19 protein-coding genes are annotated in these 19,372 nt (G+C 61.6%); 13 read left to right on the top strand and 6 right to left on the bottom strand.

Features of this window, described 5'->3' with window-relative positions; translation table 11 throughout:
* Positions 1-69 precede the first annotated feature (69 nt).
* From mdcA to madM, 9 genes are all read left to right on the top strand, one after another.
* Positions 70-1,740 carry a malonate decarboxylase subunit alpha gene (gene mdcA / locus EIY72_RS05385; RefSeq protein ID WP_093229164.1) on the top strand — a complete coding sequence of 557 codons (1,671 nt, stop codon included), beginning with the start codon at positions 70-72 and terminating at the stop codon, positions 1,738-1,740.
* Positions 1,741-2,613, top strand: coding sequence for a triphosphoribosyl-dephospho-CoA synthase (locus EIY72_RS05380; RefSeq protein ID WP_093229167.1), 873 nt, complete (start codon positions 1,741-1,743; stop codon positions 2,611-2,613). It begins immediately after the preceding gene.
* Positions 2,613-2,912: a malonate decarboxylase subunit delta gene (locus EIY72_RS05375; protein WP_093229170.1), complete on the top strand. Its 300-nt coding sequence runs from the start codon at positions 2,613-2,615 to the stop codon at positions 2,910-2,912. The genes EIY72_RS05380 and EIY72_RS05375 overlap by 1 nt, the downstream gene beginning before the upstream one ends.
* Positions 2,905-3,756, top strand: coding sequence for a biotin-independent malonate decarboxylase subunit beta (locus tag EIY72_RS05370; protein WP_093229173.1), 852 nt, complete (start codon positions 2,905-2,907; stop codon positions 3,754-3,756). Before EIY72_RS05375 ends, EIY72_RS05370 begins: the two co-directional genes overlap by 8 nt.
* Positions 3,753-4,556, top strand: a complete 804-nt coding sequence (gene mdcE / locus EIY72_RS05365) for a biotin-independent malonate decarboxylase subunit gamma (RefSeq protein WP_093229176.1) — start codon at positions 3,753-3,755, stop codon at positions 4,554-4,556. The genes EIY72_RS05370 and mdcE overlap by 4 nt, the downstream gene beginning before the upstream one ends.
* Positions 4,550-5,170 (top strand): malonate decarboxylase holo-ACP synthase, encoded by a 621-nt coding sequence (locus EIY72_RS05360; RefSeq protein ID WP_093229179.1) that lies wholly within the window; start codon positions 4,550-4,552, stop codon positions 5,168-5,170. The genes mdcE and EIY72_RS05360 overlap by 7 nt, the downstream gene beginning before the upstream one ends.
* Positions 5,167-6,078, top strand: coding sequence for a malonate decarboxylase subunit epsilon (gene mdcH / locus EIY72_RS05355; protein ID WP_093229182.1), 912 nt, complete (start codon positions 5,167-5,169; stop codon positions 6,076-6,078). The genes EIY72_RS05360 and mdcH overlap by 4 nt, the downstream gene beginning before the upstream one ends.
* A 62-nt stretch (positions 6,079-6,140) precedes the next feature.
* Complete coding sequence (gene madL / locus EIY72_RS05350; protein WP_093229185.1) at positions 6,141-6,557, top strand: malonate transporter subunit MadL; 417 nt, start codon at positions 6,141-6,143, stop codon at positions 6,555-6,557.
* 1 nt (position 6,558) lies between these two features.
* Positions 6,559-7,323 carry a malonate transporter subunit MadM gene (gene madM / locus EIY72_RS05345; RefSeq protein ID WP_093229188.1) on the top strand — a complete coding sequence of 255 codons (765 nt, stop codon included), beginning with the start codon at positions 6,559-6,561 and terminating at the stop codon, positions 7,321-7,323.
* Positions 7,324-7,481: 158 nt separating this feature from the next.
* Here the strand turns inward: madM and EIY72_RS05340 are convergent, their stop codons facing one another.
* Positions 7,482-8,396 (bottom strand): LysR family transcriptional regulator, encoded by a 915-nt coding sequence (locus tag EIY72_RS05340; RefSeq protein WP_093229191.1) that lies wholly within the window; start codon positions 8,394-8,396, stop codon positions 7,482-7,484.
* A 240-nt stretch (positions 8,397-8,636) separates the two neighbouring features.
* On the opposite strand from EIY72_RS05340, the gene trhA reads away from it, so the two are divergent.
* Complete coding sequence (trhA, locus tag EIY72_RS05335; protein ID WP_093229194.1) at positions 8,637-9,254, top strand: PAQR family membrane homeostasis protein TrhA; 618 nt, start codon at positions 8,637-8,639, stop codon at positions 9,252-9,254.
* Between the two features lie 114 nt (positions 9,255-9,368).
* Here trhA and EIY72_RS05330 read toward each other — a convergent pair whose 3' ends face one another.
* Positions 9,369-10,088, bottom strand: a complete 720-nt coding sequence (locus EIY72_RS05330) for a 16S rRNA (uracil(1498)-N(3))-methyltransferase (protein ID WP_093229197.1) — start codon at positions 10,086-10,088, stop codon at positions 9,369-9,371.
* Between the two features lie 145 nt (positions 10,089-10,233).
* Positions 10,234-11,640 carry an adenosylmethionine--8-amino-7-oxononanoate transaminase gene (locus tag EIY72_RS05325; RefSeq protein WP_093229200.1) on the bottom strand — a complete coding sequence of 469 codons (1,407 nt, stop codon included), beginning with the start codon at positions 11,638-11,640 and terminating at the stop codon, positions 10,234-10,236.
* A 223-nt stretch (positions 11,641-11,863) separates the two neighbouring features.
* On the opposite strand from EIY72_RS05325, the gene EIY72_RS05320 reads away from it, so the two are divergent.
* The 3 genes from EIY72_RS05320 (at position 11,864) to EIY72_RS05310 (ending at position 15,099) form a co-directional block, all read left to right on the top strand.
* Positions 11,864-13,654, top strand: a complete 1,791-nt coding sequence (locus EIY72_RS05320) for a flavin monoamine oxidase family protein (protein WP_093229203.1) — start codon at positions 11,864-11,866, stop codon at positions 13,652-13,654.
* A 264-nt stretch (positions 13,655-13,918) separates the two neighbouring features.
* Positions 13,919-14,470 carry a cytochrome b gene (locus EIY72_RS05315; protein ID WP_093229206.1) on the top strand — a complete coding sequence of 184 codons (552 nt, stop codon included), beginning with the start codon at positions 13,919-13,921 and terminating at the stop codon, positions 14,468-14,470.
* Between the two features lie 32 nt (positions 14,471-14,502).
* On the top strand, positions 14,503-15,099 hold the full coding sequence (locus tag EIY72_RS05310) for a YceI family protein (RefSeq protein ID WP_093229209.1): 597 nt from the start codon (positions 14,503-14,505) through the stop codon (positions 15,097-15,099).
* Between the two features lie 165 nt (positions 15,100-15,264).
* On the opposite strand, the gene rhlE2 is transcribed toward EIY72_RS05310, so the two are convergent.
* The 3 genes from rhlE2 to metF all read right to left on the bottom strand — a co-directional run bounded on the left by rhlE2 (position 15,265) and on the right by metF (position 19,220).
* Complete coding sequence (rhlE2, locus tag EIY72_RS05305; RefSeq protein WP_093229212.1) at positions 15,265-17,142, bottom strand: RNA helicase RhlE2; 1,878 nt, start codon at positions 17,140-17,142, stop codon at positions 15,265-15,267.
* Positions 17,143-17,365: 223 nt separating this feature from the next.
* Positions 17,366-18,181 (bottom strand): substrate-binding periplasmic protein, encoded by an 816-nt coding sequence (locus EIY72_RS05300; RefSeq protein WP_093229215.1) that lies wholly within the window; start codon positions 18,179-18,181, stop codon positions 17,366-17,368.
* 193 nt (positions 18,182-18,374) lie between these two features.
* Positions 18,375-19,220: a methylenetetrahydrofolate reductase [NAD(P)H] gene (gene metF, locus EIY72_RS05295; protein WP_093229218.1), complete on the bottom strand. Its 846-nt coding sequence runs from the start codon at positions 19,218-19,220 to the stop codon at positions 18,375-18,377.
* Between the last annotated feature and the right edge of the window lie 152 nt (positions 19,221-19,372).

Genomic DNA, 19,372 nt, shown 5'->3' with positions numbered 1-19,372 from the left:
TGCTTGATTGATACCCGCCACCCAACCCTCCTAAGGTGACCCCCACGACAGCGAACCCGTGGAGTGGTCATGACAACAACAATATCCCCCGACTCGCGATGGACGCGGCGGCGCAGCGAGAAGCAGCGGCGTCTCGAGTTGGTCCGGCACCTGGCCGATGGTGTGGTGCTGCCCACCGACAAGATCGTCGCGGCGCTGGAGGCGTTGATCCTGCCCGGCGACCGTGTGGTGCTGGAGGGCAACAACCAGAAGCAGGCGGATTTTCTCTCGCGCTCCCTGGCCAAGGTCGATCCTGGCAAGCTTCACGACCTGCACATGATCATGCCCAGCGTCGGTCGCGCCGAGCACCTGGACCTGTTCGAGCGCGGCATCGCGCGCAAGCTCGATTTCTCCTTCGCCGGCACCCAGAGCCTGCGCATCAGCCAGTTGCTCGAAGACGGCCTGCTGGAAATCGGCGCGATTCACACCTACATCGAACTCTATGCGCGGCTGGTGGTGGACCTGATCCCCAACGTCGTGCTCTCGGCCGGTTTCATGGCCGACCGCGCCGGCAACATCTACACCGGCCCGAGCACTGAAGACACTCCCGCGCTGATCGAGCCGGCGGCTTTCAGCGACGGTATCGTCATCGTCCAGGTCAACCAGTTGGTGGACGACGTCAGTGACCTGCCCCGCGTGGACATCCCGGCGTCCTGGGTCGACTTCGTGGTGGTGGCCGACAAGCCGTTCTACATCGAGCCGCTGTTCACCCGCGATCCCCGGCACATCAAGCCGGTGCACGTGCTGATGGCGATGATGGCGATCCGCGGCATCTATGAAAAACACAACGTGCAGTCACTCAACCACGGCATCGGTTTCAACACCGCCGCTATCGAATTGATCCTGCCGACCTACGGCGAATCCCTTGGCCTGAAGGGCAAGATCTGCCGCAACTGGACCCTCAATCCGCACCCGACGCTGATTCCGGCGATTGAAAGCGGCTGGGTCGAAAGCGTGCATTGTTTCGGCACCGAGCTGGGCATGGAAAACTACATCGCCGCGCGCCCGGATGTGTTCTTCACCGGGCGTGACGGCTCGCTGCGTTCCAACCGCATGTTCAGCCAACTGGCCGGGCAATACGCCGTGGACCTGTTTATCGGTGCGACCCTGCAGGTCGATGGTGACGGTCATTCTTCAACGGTGACACGCGGTCGCCTCGCCGGTTTTGGTGGTGCGCCGAACATGGGCCACGACCCACGTGGTCGCCGTCACGGCACGCCGGCCTGGCTCGACATGCGTCACACCGAAGCGGCCGAGCCGATGCTCGAACGCGGCAAGAAACTCGTGGTGCAGATGGTCGAGACCTTCCAGGAGGGCGGCAAACCGACCTTCGTCGAGACCCTCGACGCCGTCGATGTGGCAAAGAAAAGCGGCATGCCGCTGGCGCCGATCATGATCTACGGCGACGACGTCACCCACCTGCTCACCGAAGAAGGCATCGCGTACCTGTACAAGGCGCGCTCGCTTGAGGAGCGTCAGGCGATGATCGCTGCGGTGGCCGGGGTCACCACCATTGGCCTGCGGCATAACCCGAAAGATACCGCGCGCATGCGCCGCGAAGGGCTGATTGCCTTGCCCGAAGACCTCGGCATCCGCCGCACCGATGCCACCCGCGAACTGCTGGCCGCGAAGAGCGTGGCTGATCTGGTCGAATGGTCCGGTGGCCTCTACAACCCGCCCGCCAAATTCAGGAGCTGGTAAATGCGCGCACTCAACCTGCAAGCCAAGCCCCTGAGCCTGGCCGAGCGCCTGGCGGATCTGGCGGTGGACGCACTGATAGACGAAGCCGACCTGTCGCCGAAACCGGCGCTGGTGGATCGGCGTGGCAACGGCGCGCACACTGATCTGCATCTGGGTTTGATGCATGCCTCGGCGCTGTCGCTGTGGCCGGCCTTCAAGGAAATGGCCGATGCCGCCTTGGCCATCGGCGGGATCAATCCGGCATTGCGCGAACACATCGGTCGCATCGGCCGCGAAGGTGAGCAGGCGATGCTCGCCACCACTCAGGGTGTGAACACCCATCGCGGGGCGATTTGGGCGTTGGGCCTGTTGGTCACGGCGGCGGCACTGGAACCGACCTCCCGCCGTGCGAGCGAGGTGACTTTGCGTGCGGCACGCCTGGCGTTGCTGGACGATCGCTACGCGCCACGCCCCTTGAGTCACGGTGCCCAGGTGGCGTTGCGTTATGGCGCGCGTGGCGCCCGTGAGGAGGCACAGCTCGGCTTTCCAGCCGTCATGCAACGTGGCTTGCCGCAGCTCCAACGCAGTCGCGTGCAAGGTCATGGCGAGCAGAACGCCAGGCTCGATGCGCTGCTGGCGATCATGACCGGCCTGGCCGACACCTGCGTGCTCTACCGCGCCGGTGAACAGGGCCTGCACACCATGCAATCCGGCGCCCAGGCGGTGCTCGATGCAGGTGGCAGTGCCAGTCTCGCCGGGCGTCGCCGCCTGCACGAACTGGATCAACAACTCATCGCATTGAATGCCTCGCCCGGTGGCGCCGCCGACTTGCTCGCCGCCACCCTGTTGCTCGATCGCATCGAGCATGACGGCATCCTTCAGGGAGCGTTTTGATGGAAACCCTATCTTTTGAATTCCCCGCCGGCCAACCGCCACGGGGCCGCACGCTGGTGGGCTGTGTCGGCTCGGGCGACCTGGAAGTGCTGATCGAACCGGGCCCGGCAGGCAAGTTGACGATCACCGTGCAGACCTCGGTCAATGGCAGCGAACAACGTTGGCAGCACCTGTTCGCACGGATGTTCGACGGTCAGATGCCTCCCGCCATGGCCATCGATATTCATGATTTCGGCGCGACGCCGGGTGTAGTGCGCTTGCGCCTGGAACAAGGCTTCGAGGAGATCGGTCATGACTGACAGTGCAGCCTTGCTGAACAAACACAGCTTCGTCGAACTGGGCGCACGGCAACGGGCGAAAGCCCTTCTCGACGCCGGTACCTTTCGCGAACTGCTCGATCCGTTCCAGCGCGTCATGTCGCCGTGGCTGGTCCGTCAGGGCGTGGTGCCCCAGGCCGATGACGGCGTGGTCATTGCCAAGGGCAGTATCGATGGCTTGCCAGTGGTGATCGCCGCCATCGAAGGCGCCTTTCAGGGCGGCAGCCTCGGCGAAGTGGGCGGGGCCAAGATTGCCGGCGCACTGGAACTGGCCGCCGAGGACAACCGCAACGGCATTGCGACCCGTGCCGTGTTGCTACTGGAAACCGGTGGCGTGCGTTTGCAGGAAGCCAACCTCGGGCTGGCGGTGATTGCCGATATCCATGCGGCGATTGTCGAGCTGCGCCAGTACCAACCGGTGGTGGGCGTGGTGGCAGGCAGCGTCGGCTGTTTTGGTGGCATGTCGATTGCGGCCGGGTTGTGCAGCTATCTGCTGGTGACCCAGGAAGCGCGGCTGGGTCTGAACGGTCCGCAAGTGATCGAGCAGGAGGCCGGGCTTGAGGAGTACGACTCCCGTGACCGTCCTTTCATCTGGAGCCTGACCGGTGGCGAGCAGCGTTTTGCCAGTGGTCTGGTGGATCGTTATGCGGCGGATGATGTGGCGCAGATCCGTCAGCAGGTCGCTGAGTTGCTGGCACTAGGTCTGCCAGCTCATCAGCGCAGCCAGCAAGCCGAACTGTTTTTGCAGCGACTGGGCAACCTGGACGCCGAACCGCAGATCGCCCCGGCAACGGTCCGCCAGCTGTATCAAGGAGAACGCCCATGAGCACGTATTCCCTGCGCGGTTTGAACTGGTTCAACGCCTTGAGCACCGGTGCGAAAACGGTCAATGGTCTGCCCACCTCATTGAAAGTGGCGGACGCTGTGCTCGGTGATCAGCCGGTGCGATTCATCGCAGTGGTCGCCGACCCCGACAACCGTTTCGTGCGTGCCCGTCAGGGCGAGGTCGGCCTGCTCGAAGGCTGGGGCCTGGCCAAAGCCGTGGATGAAGTCATCGCCGCCGATCAGGACAAGGCGCAAAAGCGTGCGCTGATCGCCATCGTCGACGTGCCAAGCCAGGCCTACGGTCGGCGCGAAGAAGCCCTCGGCATTCACCAGGCATTGGCGGGTGCGGCGGACAGCTATGCCCGCGCGCGCCTGGCCGGGCATGCGGTGATTGCGCTGCTGGTGGGCAAGGCGATGTCCGGCGCGTTCCTGGCCCACGGTTATCAGGCCAACCGGCTGATTGCCCTGCGTGATCCGGGAGTGATGGTGCACGCCATGGGCAAGGCATCGGCGGCACGGGTGACCCTGCGCAGTGTCGAAGAACTCGAAGCGTTCGCCGCCAGCGTGCCGCCGATGGCCTATGACATCGACAGCTATGCCAGCCTCGGCTTGCTCTGGGAAACCTTGTCGGTGCAGCAGATTGAACAACCCTCCGTTGCCGATGTGACCCGTGTGACCGACTGCCTGATTCAGGCGATCTGCGATGTGGCCGAGAAGGGCAGTGACTTGCGCGGTCGTCTTGGCGCACCCAACCGTGCGGCATCGGCCAGGGTCCGCCAATTGTTGAGAGAGCAATGGTGAGCCGCTACCAGGCTCACGACCTGCTCTGGGGCATGACCGCGGAGCAACTGCCGATGGGTGCGCCATCGTGGGCAGTGGCGTCGATCAGTGCGGGTCAGCCGGTGGTCGTGCGCCGCGCCCTGAGTGCGCCGGGGCAGGTGGCCGTGGGCATTCGTGGCGCATTGCGCGAGCAGCGTTTTGCCGCCGTGATGGAAGTATCGACGGTCACTCGCTGCGTGCGTCCCGAAGAGCTCTGCCACGTGCAAGGTCAACGGGATTTCCCGGCGCTGCGAGCGCTGACGCAATTGCGGTCTTGCCTCGATGCCAGCGGCTGGATCTGGGGTGTCAGTGGCAGCGCCGGTTTTGAATTGGCCAGCGGATTTACTGCGTTGCACGAGGGCAGTGATCTCGATCTGATTCTGCGTACGCCGGAGCCCTTGGGTCGGAGCGACGCGCAAGCCCTGGTCGCTTTGCTCGACAACTCCGTGTGTCGCGTCGACCTGCAATTGCAAACACCCTTGGGCGCAGTCGCCTTGCGCGAGTGGGCCGGTGCGTCTTTCCGTGTACTGCTGAAAAACGCCACGCAAGCCTGCCTGGTCAGTGACCCGTGGAATTCGCAGGAGCAGGCAGCGTGAGCAGTTTGCTGGTGTTCCCGGGGCAGGGCGCGCAGCGACCAGGCATGCTTCAGGGGTTGCCTCGGGAAACCCTGGACGAGGCCTGCGACCTGCTCGGTGAAGACGTCTTGCAACTGGACTCTGCCGAGGCGCTGCGCTCGACCCGGGCGGTTCAGCTTTGCCTGCTGATCGCCGGGGTCGCCGCCACACGCCAGTTGGCAATGACGCCGGACTACGTGGCCGGTCTGTCCATCGGTGCTTACCCGGCAGCAGTGGTGGCCGGTGCCCTGAGCTTCAGCGATGCGCTGCATCTGGTCAGCCTGCGCGGTGAACTGATGCAACAGGCTTATCCACAGGGCTACGGCATGACCGCGATCATCGGCCTGGATTTGATCACGGTAGAAGGTTTGCTGGCGCAGGTGCATGGCGTCGACACGCCGGTGTACCTGGCCAACATCAACGCTGATAACCAGGTGGTGATTGCTGGCAGTGACGGTGCGATGCAAGCGGTCGCCGCCTTGGCGAAAGCCCAGGGGGCAGGGTTGGCCAAACGTCTGGCGGTGAGCGTGCCCTCGCATTGCCCGTTGCTGGAGGCACCCGCGACGGTGCTGGCCGAGGCTTTCGCCAACGTGCCGATGCAAACACCCAAAATTGCTTACCTGAGCGGAAGCCGCGCGCGGCCAGTGCTCAAGGTCGATGCCCTGCGTGACGACCTCGCGTTCAACATGTGCCGCATCGTCGATTGGCGCGGCACGGTGCAAAGCGCGTACGAGCGTGGCGTACGGCTACAGATCGAACTGCCGCCCGGTGCGGTGCTGACCGGGCTGGCGCGCCGGGTCTTCGAGCAAGGCAGCGTGATTGCCTTTGACGGTGCACGGCTCGATACCCTGCAAGCGCTGATGTGTGAGGAGGGAAGCCGTCACTCCTAGACACCGACTCAGGCTTCGAACAAAAAAAACAACATTCGAAATGCACTTTGAGGACTACGACAATGATTATTTACGGTGTGGCGCTGTTGGCGATCTGTACGCTGGCAGGGGTGATCATGGGTGACATGCTCGGTGTTGTGCTGGGTGTGAAGTCAAACGTTGGCGGCGTCGGGATCGCGATGATCCTGCTGATCTGCGCGCGCTTGTGGATGCAAAAACGCGGCGGCATGACCAGGGATTGCGAGATGGGCGTCGGTTTCTGGGGCGCCATGTACATTCCGGTGGTGGTGGCGATGGCGGCCCAACAGAACGTGGTCACGGCCCTGCACGGTGGCCCGGTCGCGGTGCTGGCAGCCATCGGTTCAGTGGTGGTCTGCGGCTGCACCATTGCCTTGATCAGTCGCACCCACAAAGGCGAACCCTTGCCCGATGAACCGACGGAAATCACCCCGGTCGGCACCCCTGTAGGAGGTCGCTGACATGTGGAACCTCATCGAGCAAGGACTTGAGCACAACGGTCTGGTCACCGCCTTCGCCTTCGTCGGCGTGATCATGTGGGTGTCCGTCGTCATCTCCAAACGCCTGACGTTCGGGCGCATTCACGGCTCGGCGATTGCCATCGTCATCGGCCTGGTGCTGGCATGGGTCGGTGGCACCCTGACCGGCGGACAGAAAGGCCTGGCGGACCTGACGCTGTTTTCCGGCATCGGCCTGATGGGCGGGGCCATGCTGCGTGACTTCGCCATCGTCGCCACGGCTTTCGAAGTGCAGGCCACCGAGGCGAAAAAGGCCGGGTTGATCGGCGTGATCGCCTTGCTGCTGGGTACGGTGCTTCCGTTCATTGTCGGCGCCTGCATGGCCTGGGCATTCGGTTATCGCGATGCGGTGAGCATGACCACCATCGGCGCCGGTGCGGTGACTTACATCGTCGGGCCGGTGACCGGTGCGGCGATCGGTGCCAGTTCCGATGTGGTGGCGTTGTCGATTGCCACCGGCTTGATCAAGGCGATTCTGGTGATGGTCGGCACGCCGATGGCGGCGCGCTGGATGGGCCTGGACAACCCGCGCTCAGCCATGGTGTTCGGTGGCCTGGCCGGCACTGTCAGCGGTGTGACGGCAGGGTTGGCGGCGACTGATCGGCGGCTGGTGCCTTATGGTGCGTTGACGGCGACCTTCCATACCGGGTTGGGCTGTCTTCTCGGGCCTTCGGTGCTGTACTTCATTGTTCGCGGGATTGTCGGCTAGCTCATTACATGCATTCTGTGGCGAGGGAGCTTGCTCCCGTTGGGCTGCAAGGCAGCCCTGATATCTGACACCGAGATGAGTCAGGAAAAACCGGTGGGTAGATTTCGCGGGCGCTTCGCACCCGAACGGGAGCAAGCTCCCTCGCCACATGGGCTTCTTCAAACCTGGCGATTGGCATACATCCGACACTCCGCCAGCAACGCCAACAGATTCGGATCCCGCTCCTTGGCCTTCAAGAACACCACGCCAATGTGCTGCTGCAAGCGGTACTGCTCTTGCAACGGAATCAGCTTCACCCGGTTCTCGTACACCGCCGCAATCCTGCCCGGCAGCAACGCATAACCCACTCCCGAACTGACCATGCTCAACAAGGTGAAGATGTCGTTGACCTGCATCGCCACCTTCGGCTCGAACCCCGCCTGCTCGAACACGCGCTTGCCGTCCTGATGAGTGGCGAAGCCCTGGGTCAGGGTGATGAAGGTTTCGTCGCGGACTTCGGCAAGGTCGACTTCGCTGCGTTGGGCAAACTTCGAATCGGCCGGTGTAGCGAGAAAGATGTCGTCGGAGAACAGCGGAATCTGCTCGCAGTCCGGGTCATTCACACTGTCATCCAGCGACACCAGGATCGCATCGACTTCCATGTTCTTGAGCTTGTAGAGCAGGTCGATGTTCGAGCCGAGGATCAGGTCGATGTTGAGCTCACTGCGACGGATCTTCAGGCCCATGATCAGTTGCGGAACGGTCTTGACCGTCAGGGAGTACAACGAGCCAAGCTTGAAACGCTCGGCAGAGAAGCCGGCGGCCTCGCGGGTCAGGCGCACGCTTTCGACGACGTCCTGAATCAGCTTCTGCGCGCGCTCTTCAAGCACGTAGGCGCTTTCCAGCGGCGTCAGGTTACGGCCTTCGTGCTTGAACAGCGGGCAGCGCAGCGCATTCTCCAGCGAGTGGATCGCCCGGTGCACACTGACGTTGCTGGTCTGCAACTCCACAGCGGCCCGCGCCAGATTGCCGGTGCGCATGAAGGCTAGGAACACCTCGAGTTTTTTCAGGGTCAATTCTTCATCGATCAACATCGTGCGAACTCTTCTTGGAATGACTCGATTGTGCACGCATGTGAGCTTTTGTAGGAGCCGGCTTGCTGGCGATGGTCGTAAACGATAACGCGGGGCAGCAGTAAACCCTTGTCGTTCATGCCCTCCATCGCGAGCAAGCTCGCTCCTACAGGTGGGGAGTTGTGTTCTGCAACATTGCGCTTTTACGCTCAAGGCCTGAGCCTTGCGTACTGCGGTACTGAAATTAGAGGTAAGCGATTCATGTATCACGGGGAAAGACTGAACGCCTGGACGCATTTGGTGGGGGCGGTAGCGGCGTTTGTCGGTGGGGTCTGGCTGATTGTGCTGGCCAGCCTCGACGGCAGTCCGTGGAAGATTGTCAGCATGGCGATCTACGCCTTTACATTGCTCGTGCTTTACAGCGCATCGACCGTGTATCACAGCGTGCGCGGGCGCAAAAAGGCGATCATGAAGAAGGTTGATCATTTTTCGATCTACCTGCTGATCGCCGGCAGCTACACGCCGTTCTGCCTGGTGACCCTGCGCGGGCCCTGGGGCTGGACCCTGTTCGGGATTGTCTGGGGGCTGGCGCTGATCGGTATCTTGCAGGAAATAAAGCCGCGCTCGGAAGCACGAATACTGTCGATCGTGATTTACGCAGTGATGGGCTGGATCGTGTTGGTGGCGGTCAAGCCGTTGCTGGCGGCGTTGGGTGGTGCGGGGTTTGCGTGGTTGGCTTCAGGCGGTGTGTTGTACACCGTGGGCATCATCTTTTTTGCCCTCGACCATCGGCTGCGGCATGCCCATGGGATATGGCATCTGTTCGTGATTGCCGGAAGCTTGCTGCACTTTGTGGCGATTTTCTTTTATGTCCTGTGAGACCACGTCGCGACCATCGCGAGCAGGCTCGCTCCCACAGTAGATCTTCAGTGAACACCGGTTTTGTGCACGACTGAGATTAATTGTAGGAGCGAGCTTGCTCGCGAAGGGGTCTTAAAAGTCCCCCCAAAGCTGCTGGGCGACAGACAAAGCCACCACCGGCGCCGTCTCGGTGCGCAACACTCGCGGGCCCAGGCGTGCGGCGTGGAAGCCGGCACCTTTGGCCTGATCCACTTCCGCATCCGACAAGCCGCCCTCAGGCCCGATCAGAAACGCCAGCGTCGCAGGCCTGGCATGGCTGGTCAGCGGCTCTGCCACCGGGTGCAGCACCAGCTTCAACTCGGCCTGCGTCTGCTTCAGCCAGTCCGCCAGCAATAACGGTGGATGAATCACCGGCACCCGTGAACGTCCACACTGTTCGCAGGCGCTGATCGCCACCTGACGCCAGTGCAGCAGGCGCTTGTCGGCGCGTTCGTCCTTCAGGCGCACTTCACAGCGTTCGGTGAAGATCGGGGTGATCTCGCTGACGCCCAGTTCCGTGGCTTTCTGAATCGCCCAATCCATACGCTCGCCCCGGGACAGGCCCTGGCCGAGATGGATCGCCAGGGGGGATTCCACCTGGCCGGCAAATTGTTCGTCGATCTGCACCACGACACGTTTCTTGCCGACTTCGACCAGCGCAGCGCGAAATTCCTGGCCTGAACCGTCGAACAGTTGCAGGGCATCGCCCTCGGCCATGCGCAGCACACGGCTGATGTAGTGGGCCTGGGCTTCGGGCAACTCGTGTTCGCCGGTGCTCAGTGGGGTGTCGACGAAGAAGCGGGACAGTCTCATTTCGGGTCTCTGTAATTCATGTGCAGGTCTTGGCGACGCCATCGCGAGCAAGCTCGCTCCCACCTTGGAATGCGGTCAATTGTGGGAGCCGGGCTTGCCCGCGAAGGCGCCAGCCCTGACACCACAGAAGCTCAAGTGAAATCAATCAACCCGGATCACGGAAGCCCGGGTGAAAGTCCTTCGGTACCGCGACACTCACGCTATCACGGGTCGCAATGTCGATACCTTCACTGGCCACCTGCGCCAGGAAATCGATCTGCTCCGGCGTAACCACGTAGGGCGGCAGGAAGTACACCACGCTACCCAATGGCCGCAGTAAAGCACCACGCTCCAAAGCATGCTGAAACACTTTCAGGCCACGGCGCTCCTGCCACGGGTAAGCCTCTTTGCTCGCCTTGTCCTTGACCATCTCGATGGCCAGTACCATGCCGGTCTGGCGCACTTCACTGACGTTCGGGTGATCGACCAGGTGTGCGGTGGACGAGGCCATGCGCTGCGCCAGGGCCTTGTTGTTTTCGATGACATTGTCTTCTTCGAAAATGTCCAGGGTCGCCAGTGCCGCCGCGCACGCCAGGGGGTTGCCGGTGTAGCTGTGGGAATGCAGGAAAGCGCGCAGGGTCGGGTAGTCGTCGTAGAACGCGCTGTAGACCTCATCGGTGGTCATGCACGCCGCCAGTGGCAGGTAGCCGCCGGTCAGGGCCTTGGACAGGCACAGGAAGTCCGGACGGATGCCGGCTTGCTCACAGGCGAACATGGTGCCGGTGCGGCCGAAGCCGACGGCGATTTCGTCATGGATCAGGTGCACGCCATAACGGTCGCAGGCTTCGCGCAGCAACTTGAGGTACACCGGGTGGTACATGCGCATGCCGCCAGCGCCCTGGATCAGCGGTTCGACGATCACTGCCGCAACGCTGTCGTGGTTTTCCGCCAGCGTCTGTTCCATGGCCGCGAACATGTTTCGCGAGTGCTCTTCCCAGCTCATACCCTCCGGACGCAGGTAGCAATCGGGGCTTGGCACTTTGATGGTGTCCATCAGCAGGGCTTTGTAGGTTTCGGTGAACAGCGGCACGTCGCCGACCGCCATCGCCGCCATGGTTTCGCCGTGGTAGCTGTTGGTCAGGGTGACAAAGCGTTTCTTGTTCGGCTGACCGCGGTTGAGCCAGTAATGGAAGCTCATTTTCAGCGCGACTTCGATGCAGGACGAACCGTTGTCGGCGTAGAAGCAGCGGGTCAGGCCTTCCGGGGTCATTTTCACCAGGCGCTCGGACAGCTCGATCACCGGCTGATGGCTGAAGCCGGCGAGGATCACATGCTCCAGTTGATCGACCTGGTCCTTGATGCGCTGGTTGATGCGCGGGTTGGCGTGGCCGAACACATTGACCCACCAGGAGCTGACCGCGTCGAGGTAGCGCTTGCCTTCGAAATCTTCCAGCCAGACACCTTCACCGCGCTTGATCGGGATCAGCGGCAGTTGTTCGTGATCTTTCATCTGGGTGCAGGGATGCCACAACACGGCGAGATCGCGCTGCATCCACTGGTTATTCAGGCCCATTTTCACTCTCCTCGAGGCGGTCCGTGTCACATGCGGACAAACAATCGCGCAAGCCTATGCAATGCTTGCCGCGGGAACAACCCATTGCGCTGATTGAGCTACTTTGTATGGGGCGATAGACGTTGCTGGCGGCCTTTTGATGGCTGACGTATTCTTCGCGGTTCTTGAGCCGTCTGGCTCGTAAAAACTGCTATTTCAATCGTGTATTTCCGGAGTTCGCTGAATGTCTGTCGGTTGGCTGCGCGCCTGTGCGCTGGTGATGTTGGGGCTGTTCAGCGTGTCTGCGCTGGCCAAGGATAAAACCGCGATCGTGGTCGGCGGCGGCCTGTCCGGCCTGACCGCGGCCTACGAGCTGCAGAACAAGGGCTGGCAGGTGACCCTGCTGGAAGCCAAATCGAGCCTGGGCGGTCGTTCCGGCATGGCCACCAGCGAGTGGATCGGCAACGACAAGACCCAGCCGGTACTGAACAAGTACGTGTCGACCTTCAAGCTGAGCACCACGCCGGCCCCGGAGTTCGTGCGCACCCCGGGTTACCTGATCGATGGCGAATACTTCTCGGCCGCTGACCTGGCCACCAAGCAGCCGGCCACCGCTGCCGCGCTGAAAGCCTACGAAAAGACCCTGGACGATCTGGCGCGCTCGATTGACGACCCGTTGAACCCGGCCGCGAACAACACCCTGCATGCTCTGGACCAGATCAACGTCTCCAGCTGGCTCGACAAGCAGAACCTGCCGGCCACGGCCCGCCAGTTGATCAACCAGGACATCCGTACCCATTACGACGAGCCTTCGCGCCTGTCGCTGCTGTACTTCGCCCAGCAGAGCCGGGTCTATCGCGGCATCTCCGACCGTGACCTGCGTGCCTCGCGTCTGGTTGGCGGCAGCGCCGTGCTGGCCCAGGCCTTCGTCAAACAGCTGAAAGTGTTCAAGACCAACTCCCCGGTCTCGGCGATTGTTCAGGACAAGGATGGTGTGAGCGTAAAAGTCGACAACGTCGCCTATCAGGCTGACTACGTCGTGCTGGCCGTGCCATTGCGTGCGTTGAACAAAATCGCGATGACCCCGGCGCTGGATGCCCAGCACCTGGCCGCCATCAAGGGCACCAACTACGGCTGGCGCGACCAGATCATGCTCAAGTTCAAGACCCCGGTCTGGGAGTCCAAGGCGCGCATGTCCGGCGAGATTTTCAGCAACGCCGGTCTGGGCATGCTGTGGATCGAGCCTGCGCTGAAGGGCGGCGCCAACGTGGTGATCAACCTGTCCGGCGACAACGCCCGGGTGATGCAGGCGTTCGGCGACAAACAGATGGTCGATCAGGTGCTGATTCGCCTGCATGCCTTCTATCCACAGGCACGCGGTGCCTTCACCGGTTATGAAATCCGTCGCTACAGCACCGACCCGTCCACCGGTGGTGCCTACCTGGCCTTCGGCCCGGGCCAGATCAGCAAGTTCTGGCGCCTGTGGGAGCGTCCGATCCAGCGCGTAACCTTCGCCGGTGAGCACACCGACACCCTGTACCCGGGCACCCTGGAAGGTGCACTGCGCACTGGCCAGCGCGCGGCCAGCCAGGTTGAAGATCTGGCAGCCGGTAAATCCTTCGAACCAGCGAAAGTCGGCCCGTCGGCAGCCGCAACCGCTGCTGCAGCGGGCGCAGGTGCCGCGGCGGCGAAGAAGGGCGGGTTCTTCAGCAACCTGTTCGGTGGTTCCGATGACGACAAGAAACCGGAGCCGGCCAAAGCGCCTGAGCCGGTAGCACCGCCTGCTCCAGCGCCTGCCCCGGCACCGGTCGCCGCTCCGGCACCTGTCGAGGCACCGAAGCCTGCGGCAGCGCCGGTAAAAGCCGAGCCTGCGAAGAAAGCGCCGGCCAAGGCGGCTGCGAAACCGGCTGCCAAGTCCGAGGCGAAAAAAGCCCCGGCCAAGGCGCCTGCCAAGAAGGCAGAACCGGCGAAGAAGCCGGCAGCCAAACCTGCTGCCACCCCGGCCGCTCCGGCAACGGACAGCAAGGCGCAGTAAGCCTTTGTTTCACGAAAAACGCGGCGCAAATGCCGCGTTTTTTTATGCCTGAAGAAAAGCGAACCACCCAATCGAATAAACCTTTTGGCAAAAGTGTTACTTGATTGGGCTACATTCTTGTACACACATTGGACGTTAATCTTTTCTTAACTGACCTATTTCAGACTCTTGATCGTATTTCTCGATATTTCAAAGCGAAATTTTCCGCTTTAAATCGATAGGTAACTCGATAGTCTTGGCGCAGCACTTACAAGGATCCAGGCAATGCAGCTACGTAACTCAACCTCCCGCTACGGCTGGGTCAGCATCTTCATGCACTGGGGCGTGGCACTCGCCGTTTTCGGTTTGTTCGGCCTCGGGCTGTGGATGGTTGGCCTTGGTTACTACGACCCATGGCGCAAGGCCGGGCCAGACCTGCACAAAAGCATCGGTCTGATCCTGCTGGCGGTCATGGTGTTGCGTGTGTTGTGGCGTTTCATCAGCCCGCCACCGCCTACCCTGGACAGCTACAGCCGCATGACGCGTCTGGGCGCCAAGTTCGGTCATGCCTTTTTGTACCTGTGTCTGTTCGCTGTGATGATTGCCGGTTACCTGATTTCCACCGCAGAAGGTGTCGGGATACCGGTGTTTGACTGGTTTGAAGTGCCTGCACTGGTTTCCGGGCTACCGGACCAGGCAGACAACGCCGGTGCGATTCACCTCTACCTGGCGTGGGCGCTGGTAATTTTTTCTGGCCTCCATGCGTTGGCAGCATTGAAGCACCACTTTATCGACCGTGATGTGACCCTCAAGCGAATGCTCGGTCGCAAAGCCTGAAGTTCAACCTCGACTCCCAAGGAAAACAAAGCATGTTGAAAAAGACTCTCGCCGCTCTGGCAATCGGTTCCGCGTTGCTGTCCGCCGGAAACGTAATGGCCGCTGACTACACCGTCGACAAACAAGGCCAGCACGCCTTCGTCGACTTCAAGATCAGCCACCTTGGCTACAGCTACATCACCGGTACCTTCAAGGACATCGACGGCACTTTCAGCTTCGACGCTGCCAAGCCTGAAGACAGCAAGATCGAGTTCAACGTCAACACCGCCAGCGTTTTCACCAACAACGCTGAACGTGACAAGCACATCTCCAGCAAAGACTTCCTGAAAGTGGCTGATTTCCCGAAAGCGACCTTCAAGTCCACCGCTGTTAAAACCACCGGCAAAAACGCTGACGGCAAAGTCACTGCCGACGTAACCGGCGACCTGACCATTGCCGGCGTGACCAAGCCAGTCGTGGTCAAGGCGACTTTCCTGGGTGAAGGTAAAGACCCGTGGGGCGGCTACCGTGCAGGCTTTGAAGGCACCACCAGCATCAAGCGTTCTGATTTCGGCAAGATGATGGACTTGGGCCCACAGTCCGACGCGGTTGAGCTGTACGTGACCTTTGAAGGTGTCAAAGCGAAGTAATTTTCGCGCCTGACAAAAAACGCCTCTGATCGAAAGGTCAGGGGCGTTTTTTATTGGCCGAACAAAACAACTGCGGTCAATGCGCACCTCCCACAGGTATTTGCATCGCCCATAAAAAATGCCCCGATTCTTTCGAACCGAGGCATTTTTCAGTGCCGCGACCAATCAGCGATTGCGGGTCAGCAATGCCGGTTTTTCACCGCGAGGACGGCTTGGCAGTTGATCGAGTTGCTCAGGGGTCGGGAAGCGATCGGCCTTGGACTCCTTGTGCATGATCTTCGGCGCAGGACCGCGCGGGTTCTGCACGGCCGGCTCGGAGCGTGACTGGTCGTCACGGGCCGGGCGGCGATTGCGCGAGTCTTCGCGACGGGCCTGGCCATCACGCGGAGCACCGTTGCGCGGGCCGTTACGCTTGGCAGGTGGCGTACCGGTGCTGGCGCCGTCGCTGTTGCGCGGACCGTTCTGGCGACCGCCCTGGGGTTTGCCCGAGCGTGGAGCACCCGAACCGCCAGCGCCACCTTGTGCCGGAGCACCCGGGCGGCGACCACGGCCAGGAGCCGGTTTCTGCTGCGGTACGTAGTCAACACGGTTACCGAAGTTATCGATGTCGTCGTCGAGGAACTCATCCGGGGCACGGTCAGCGGCAGCACGTGGCGGTTGGCTCGGACGCTGTTCGCGTGCCGGCGTGCCTTCGCGTGGTTTTTGCTGACGGGCAGGACGCTCGCCGCGCTCGGTTTTTTCGCCCGAGCCGGATTTTTCCTTGCCCTTGTCTTTGCCCTTGTCTTTACGACCGCCACCGCCACCATTCGGACCGTCGCCGCGTGGGCCGCGTGGATTGCGCGGGTTGCGCATGTCCGGACGCTCGCGCGCTTCAGGCTTCTCGGCTTCCACGGTGCTGGCATCGAAGCCCATCAGGTCGCCATCGGCGATCTTCTGCTTGGTCATGCGCTCGATGCTTTTCAGCAGTTTTTCTTCGTCCGGAGCGACCAGCGAGATCGCTTCGCCCGAACGACCGGCACGGCCGGTACGGCCGATACGGTGCACGTAGTCTTCATCGACGTTCGGCAATTCGAAGTTGACCACGTGTGGCAACTGGTCGATGTCGAGGCCGCGGGCGGCGATGTCGGTGGCGACCAGGATGCGCACGGTGCCGGCCTTGAAGTCGGCCAGGGCTTTGGTGCGGGCGTTCTGGCTCTTGTTGCCGTGGATGGCGACAGCGCTCAGGCCGTGCTTGTCCAGGTACTCGGCCAGGCGGTTGGCGCCATGCTTGGTGCGGGTGAACACCAGGACCTGTTCCCAGGCACCGGCGGTGATCAGGTGCGCCAACAAGGCACGCTTGTGGCTGGCCGGCAGGCGGAATACGCGTTGTTCGATGCGCTCGACCGTGGTGTTCGGCGGCGTTACTTCGATGCGTTCCGGGTTGTGCAGCAACTTGCCGGCGAGGTCGGTGATGTCCTTGGAGAAGGTCGCCGAGAACAGCAGGTTCTGGCGTTTGGCTGGCAGACGGGCCAGGACTTTCTTCACGTCATGGACAAAGCCCATGTCGAGCATGCGGTCGGCTTCGTCCAGCACGAGGATTTCCACGTGGGACAGGTCGACGCTGCCTTGGCCGGCCAGGTCGAGCAGGCGGCCCGGGCAGGCCACCAGCACGTCTACGCCACGGGACATGGCTTGAACCTGGGGGTTCATGCCGACGCCGCCGAAGATGCAGGCGCTGACGAATTTCAGGTCACGGGCATAGACCTTGAAGCTCTCGTGCACCTGTGCCGCGAGTTCGCGGGTCGGGGTCAGGACCAGGACGCGGGGTTGGCGCGGGCCGTGACGCTGGGATTTGTCCGGGTGACCGTTGGGGAACAACCGCTCCAGGATCGGAAGGGCGAAACCGCCGGTTTTACCAGTACCTGTCTGTGCCGCAACCATCAGGTCGCGACCTTGCAACACGGCGGGAATGGCCCGCTGTTGCACCGGAGTAGGCTCGGTATAGCCCGCCGCCTCGATGGCACGGACTAAAGCCTCGGAGAGACCGAGGGAAGCAAAGGACATGAGAAATCCTGTTTTAGTTAGGGCTTGGCCCAATGGGAGTCTTGCCTGGCGCGAATGGCGTTTAAGGTGACGCTATCGCGTCCGGTCCTGCTGGGGCTCGAAGGCTCATCCGCAAGCGCTCGCGCGGGCTGTGAAGCTGCGCAGTAGCGGTGTCGAGATGCCTTGAACGAGTCCGAGCGTCCGGGCGTGAGCCTGGCGGAAAAGCCGGAGTATAACAGAGCAATCACTGCGCGCTGCTTTCATGCTGCTCAACGGTTTTCTCTGCGGCCACCGTGTTGTTTTCAGTCTTCACCATGGCAGCAGGTTCCGCGCCGTAGCGGGCACTCAATTCTGCATAGGCAGGTTCACGCTTGAAACGTTTGAGCTCGGCGCCGAATCGCTGCACCAACAGATCCATGCCTGCGTTGCGGCGCACGGCCAGGTACTGGCTTTGCTGGCTGATCACCAAAGGGTTTTCAGTGATCTTGTCGCGGATGCCCAACTCATCAATCAAATGCTGGCCGACTCGGCGATCAGTGATCAGCAGGTCAATCCGACCGCGTAGCAGCTTGCCGAAATTGGCTTCGTGGGTCGGCGCCGGCTCGCGGGTAAACAGCGTCGACTCGCTGAAATCCTTGCTGTACAGGTAACCCGGCGAGGTGCCAACGGTCAGCCCGCTCAGGTCTTCGAGGGTGCGGAACGGGTGCGGCCGGTCGTTGGCGTAGAACATCACGAACTGCACGTCCGAGAGCGGCTCGCTGGGATACAGCAATGTGGCGTCACGCTCGTCGCTGTGGAAAATATCCAGCGCGCCATCGGCCTGTCCCGACTCCAGCATCGACAGGCAGCGCTTCCACGGCAGGAACTGCCATTGCACATCGATGCCCAGGCGTTTGAAGACAATGGCGGTGGTCTCGTAGTCCAGCCCCAGGGCTTCGCCATTTTCCTCGTACACGTAAGGCGCCCACGGTTCGGTGACGATGCGCAGCTTCTCGCCTTGGGCGGCGAAGCTCAGGCAAGCGAAAACCAGCGCGGCGAAAAGTTGCGTGATCAAAGGCATGGGTTTGAGATTACGACGAGAAAGCACAAAGAGCCAGAAACTGACCGCAGATGCTCTAACTCCGTGGATTGCCGCACAAAAAAGGCGCGTAAAAAGCAAAAAATCGCAGCCGTAAACGGTGCCTTCTACGGAATGTTTAATCCCTTTGGGCACGATCAACGGCTGCGATCTTTTGATTGAACGGTACTGCGAATTAGCGCGGCAACTTCAGGTTGTTCCACACCGCCAGGCTCGCGTCAGCCTGATTGAGTGTGTAGAAGTGCAGGCCTGGTGCGCCACCTTGCAGCAGCTGTTCGCACATCTCGGTGATGACCTGTTCGCCAAAGCGTTGAATGCTCAGGGTGTCATCGCCGTAGGCTTCCAGCTGCTTGCGGATCCAGCGCGGGATTTCCGCACCGCAGGCATCGGAGAAGCGCGCCAGTTTGCTGTAGTTGGTGATCGGCATGATGCCCGGCACGATCGGGATGTTCACGCCCATCGCCCGTACACGCTCGACGAAGTAGAAGTAGCAGTCGGCGTTGAAGAAGTACTGGGTGATCGCGCTATCAGCGCCGGCGTTGGCCTTGCGCACGAAGTTGGCGAGGTCGTCTTCGAAGTTGCGCGCTTGCGGGTGCATCTCCGGGTAGGCGGCTACTTCAATGTGGAAATGATCGCCGGTTTCTTCACGAATGAATTCAACCAGGTCGTTGGCGTGGCGCATTTCACCGCTGGCCATGCCCATGCCCGAAGGCAGGTCACCGCGCAGGGCAACGATACGCTTGATGCCGGCCGCCTTGTATTCGCTCAGCAGGCCGCGCAAGTCGTCCTTGCTGTCGCCAACGCAGGACAAATGTGGCGCGGCAGGGACTTTAACTTCGCTTTCGAGCTGCAACACGGTGTTGAGCGTGCGATCGCGGGTCGAACCGCCGGCGCCGTAGGTGCAGGAGAAGAAATCGGGGTTGTAGGTGGCCAACTGGCGAGCAGTGGCGAGCAGCTTTTCATGCCCAGCATCGGTCTTCGTCGGGAAGAACTCGAAGCTGTAGCGACGATCTTGGGACATGGTCATATCCTTGGAAACGCGTAAGACGGACGCCAATCAACTGTAGGAGCGAGCATGCTCGCGAAAAACGTAAGGACAACGCGTTTATCCAGACTATACGCGTCAACGTTAACGTCCATCGCGAGCATGCTCGCTCCTACAGGGGAGGCGCC

The organism is Pseudomonas vancouverensis (assembly GCF_004348895.1).
Lineage (GTDB): Bacteria > Pseudomonadota > Gammaproteobacteria > Pseudomonadales > Pseudomonadaceae > Aquipseudomonas > Aquipseudomonas vancouverensis.
Note: the sequence above shows the minus strand (reverse complement) of the source record. Positions and strands in the feature narration are given on the sequence as shown.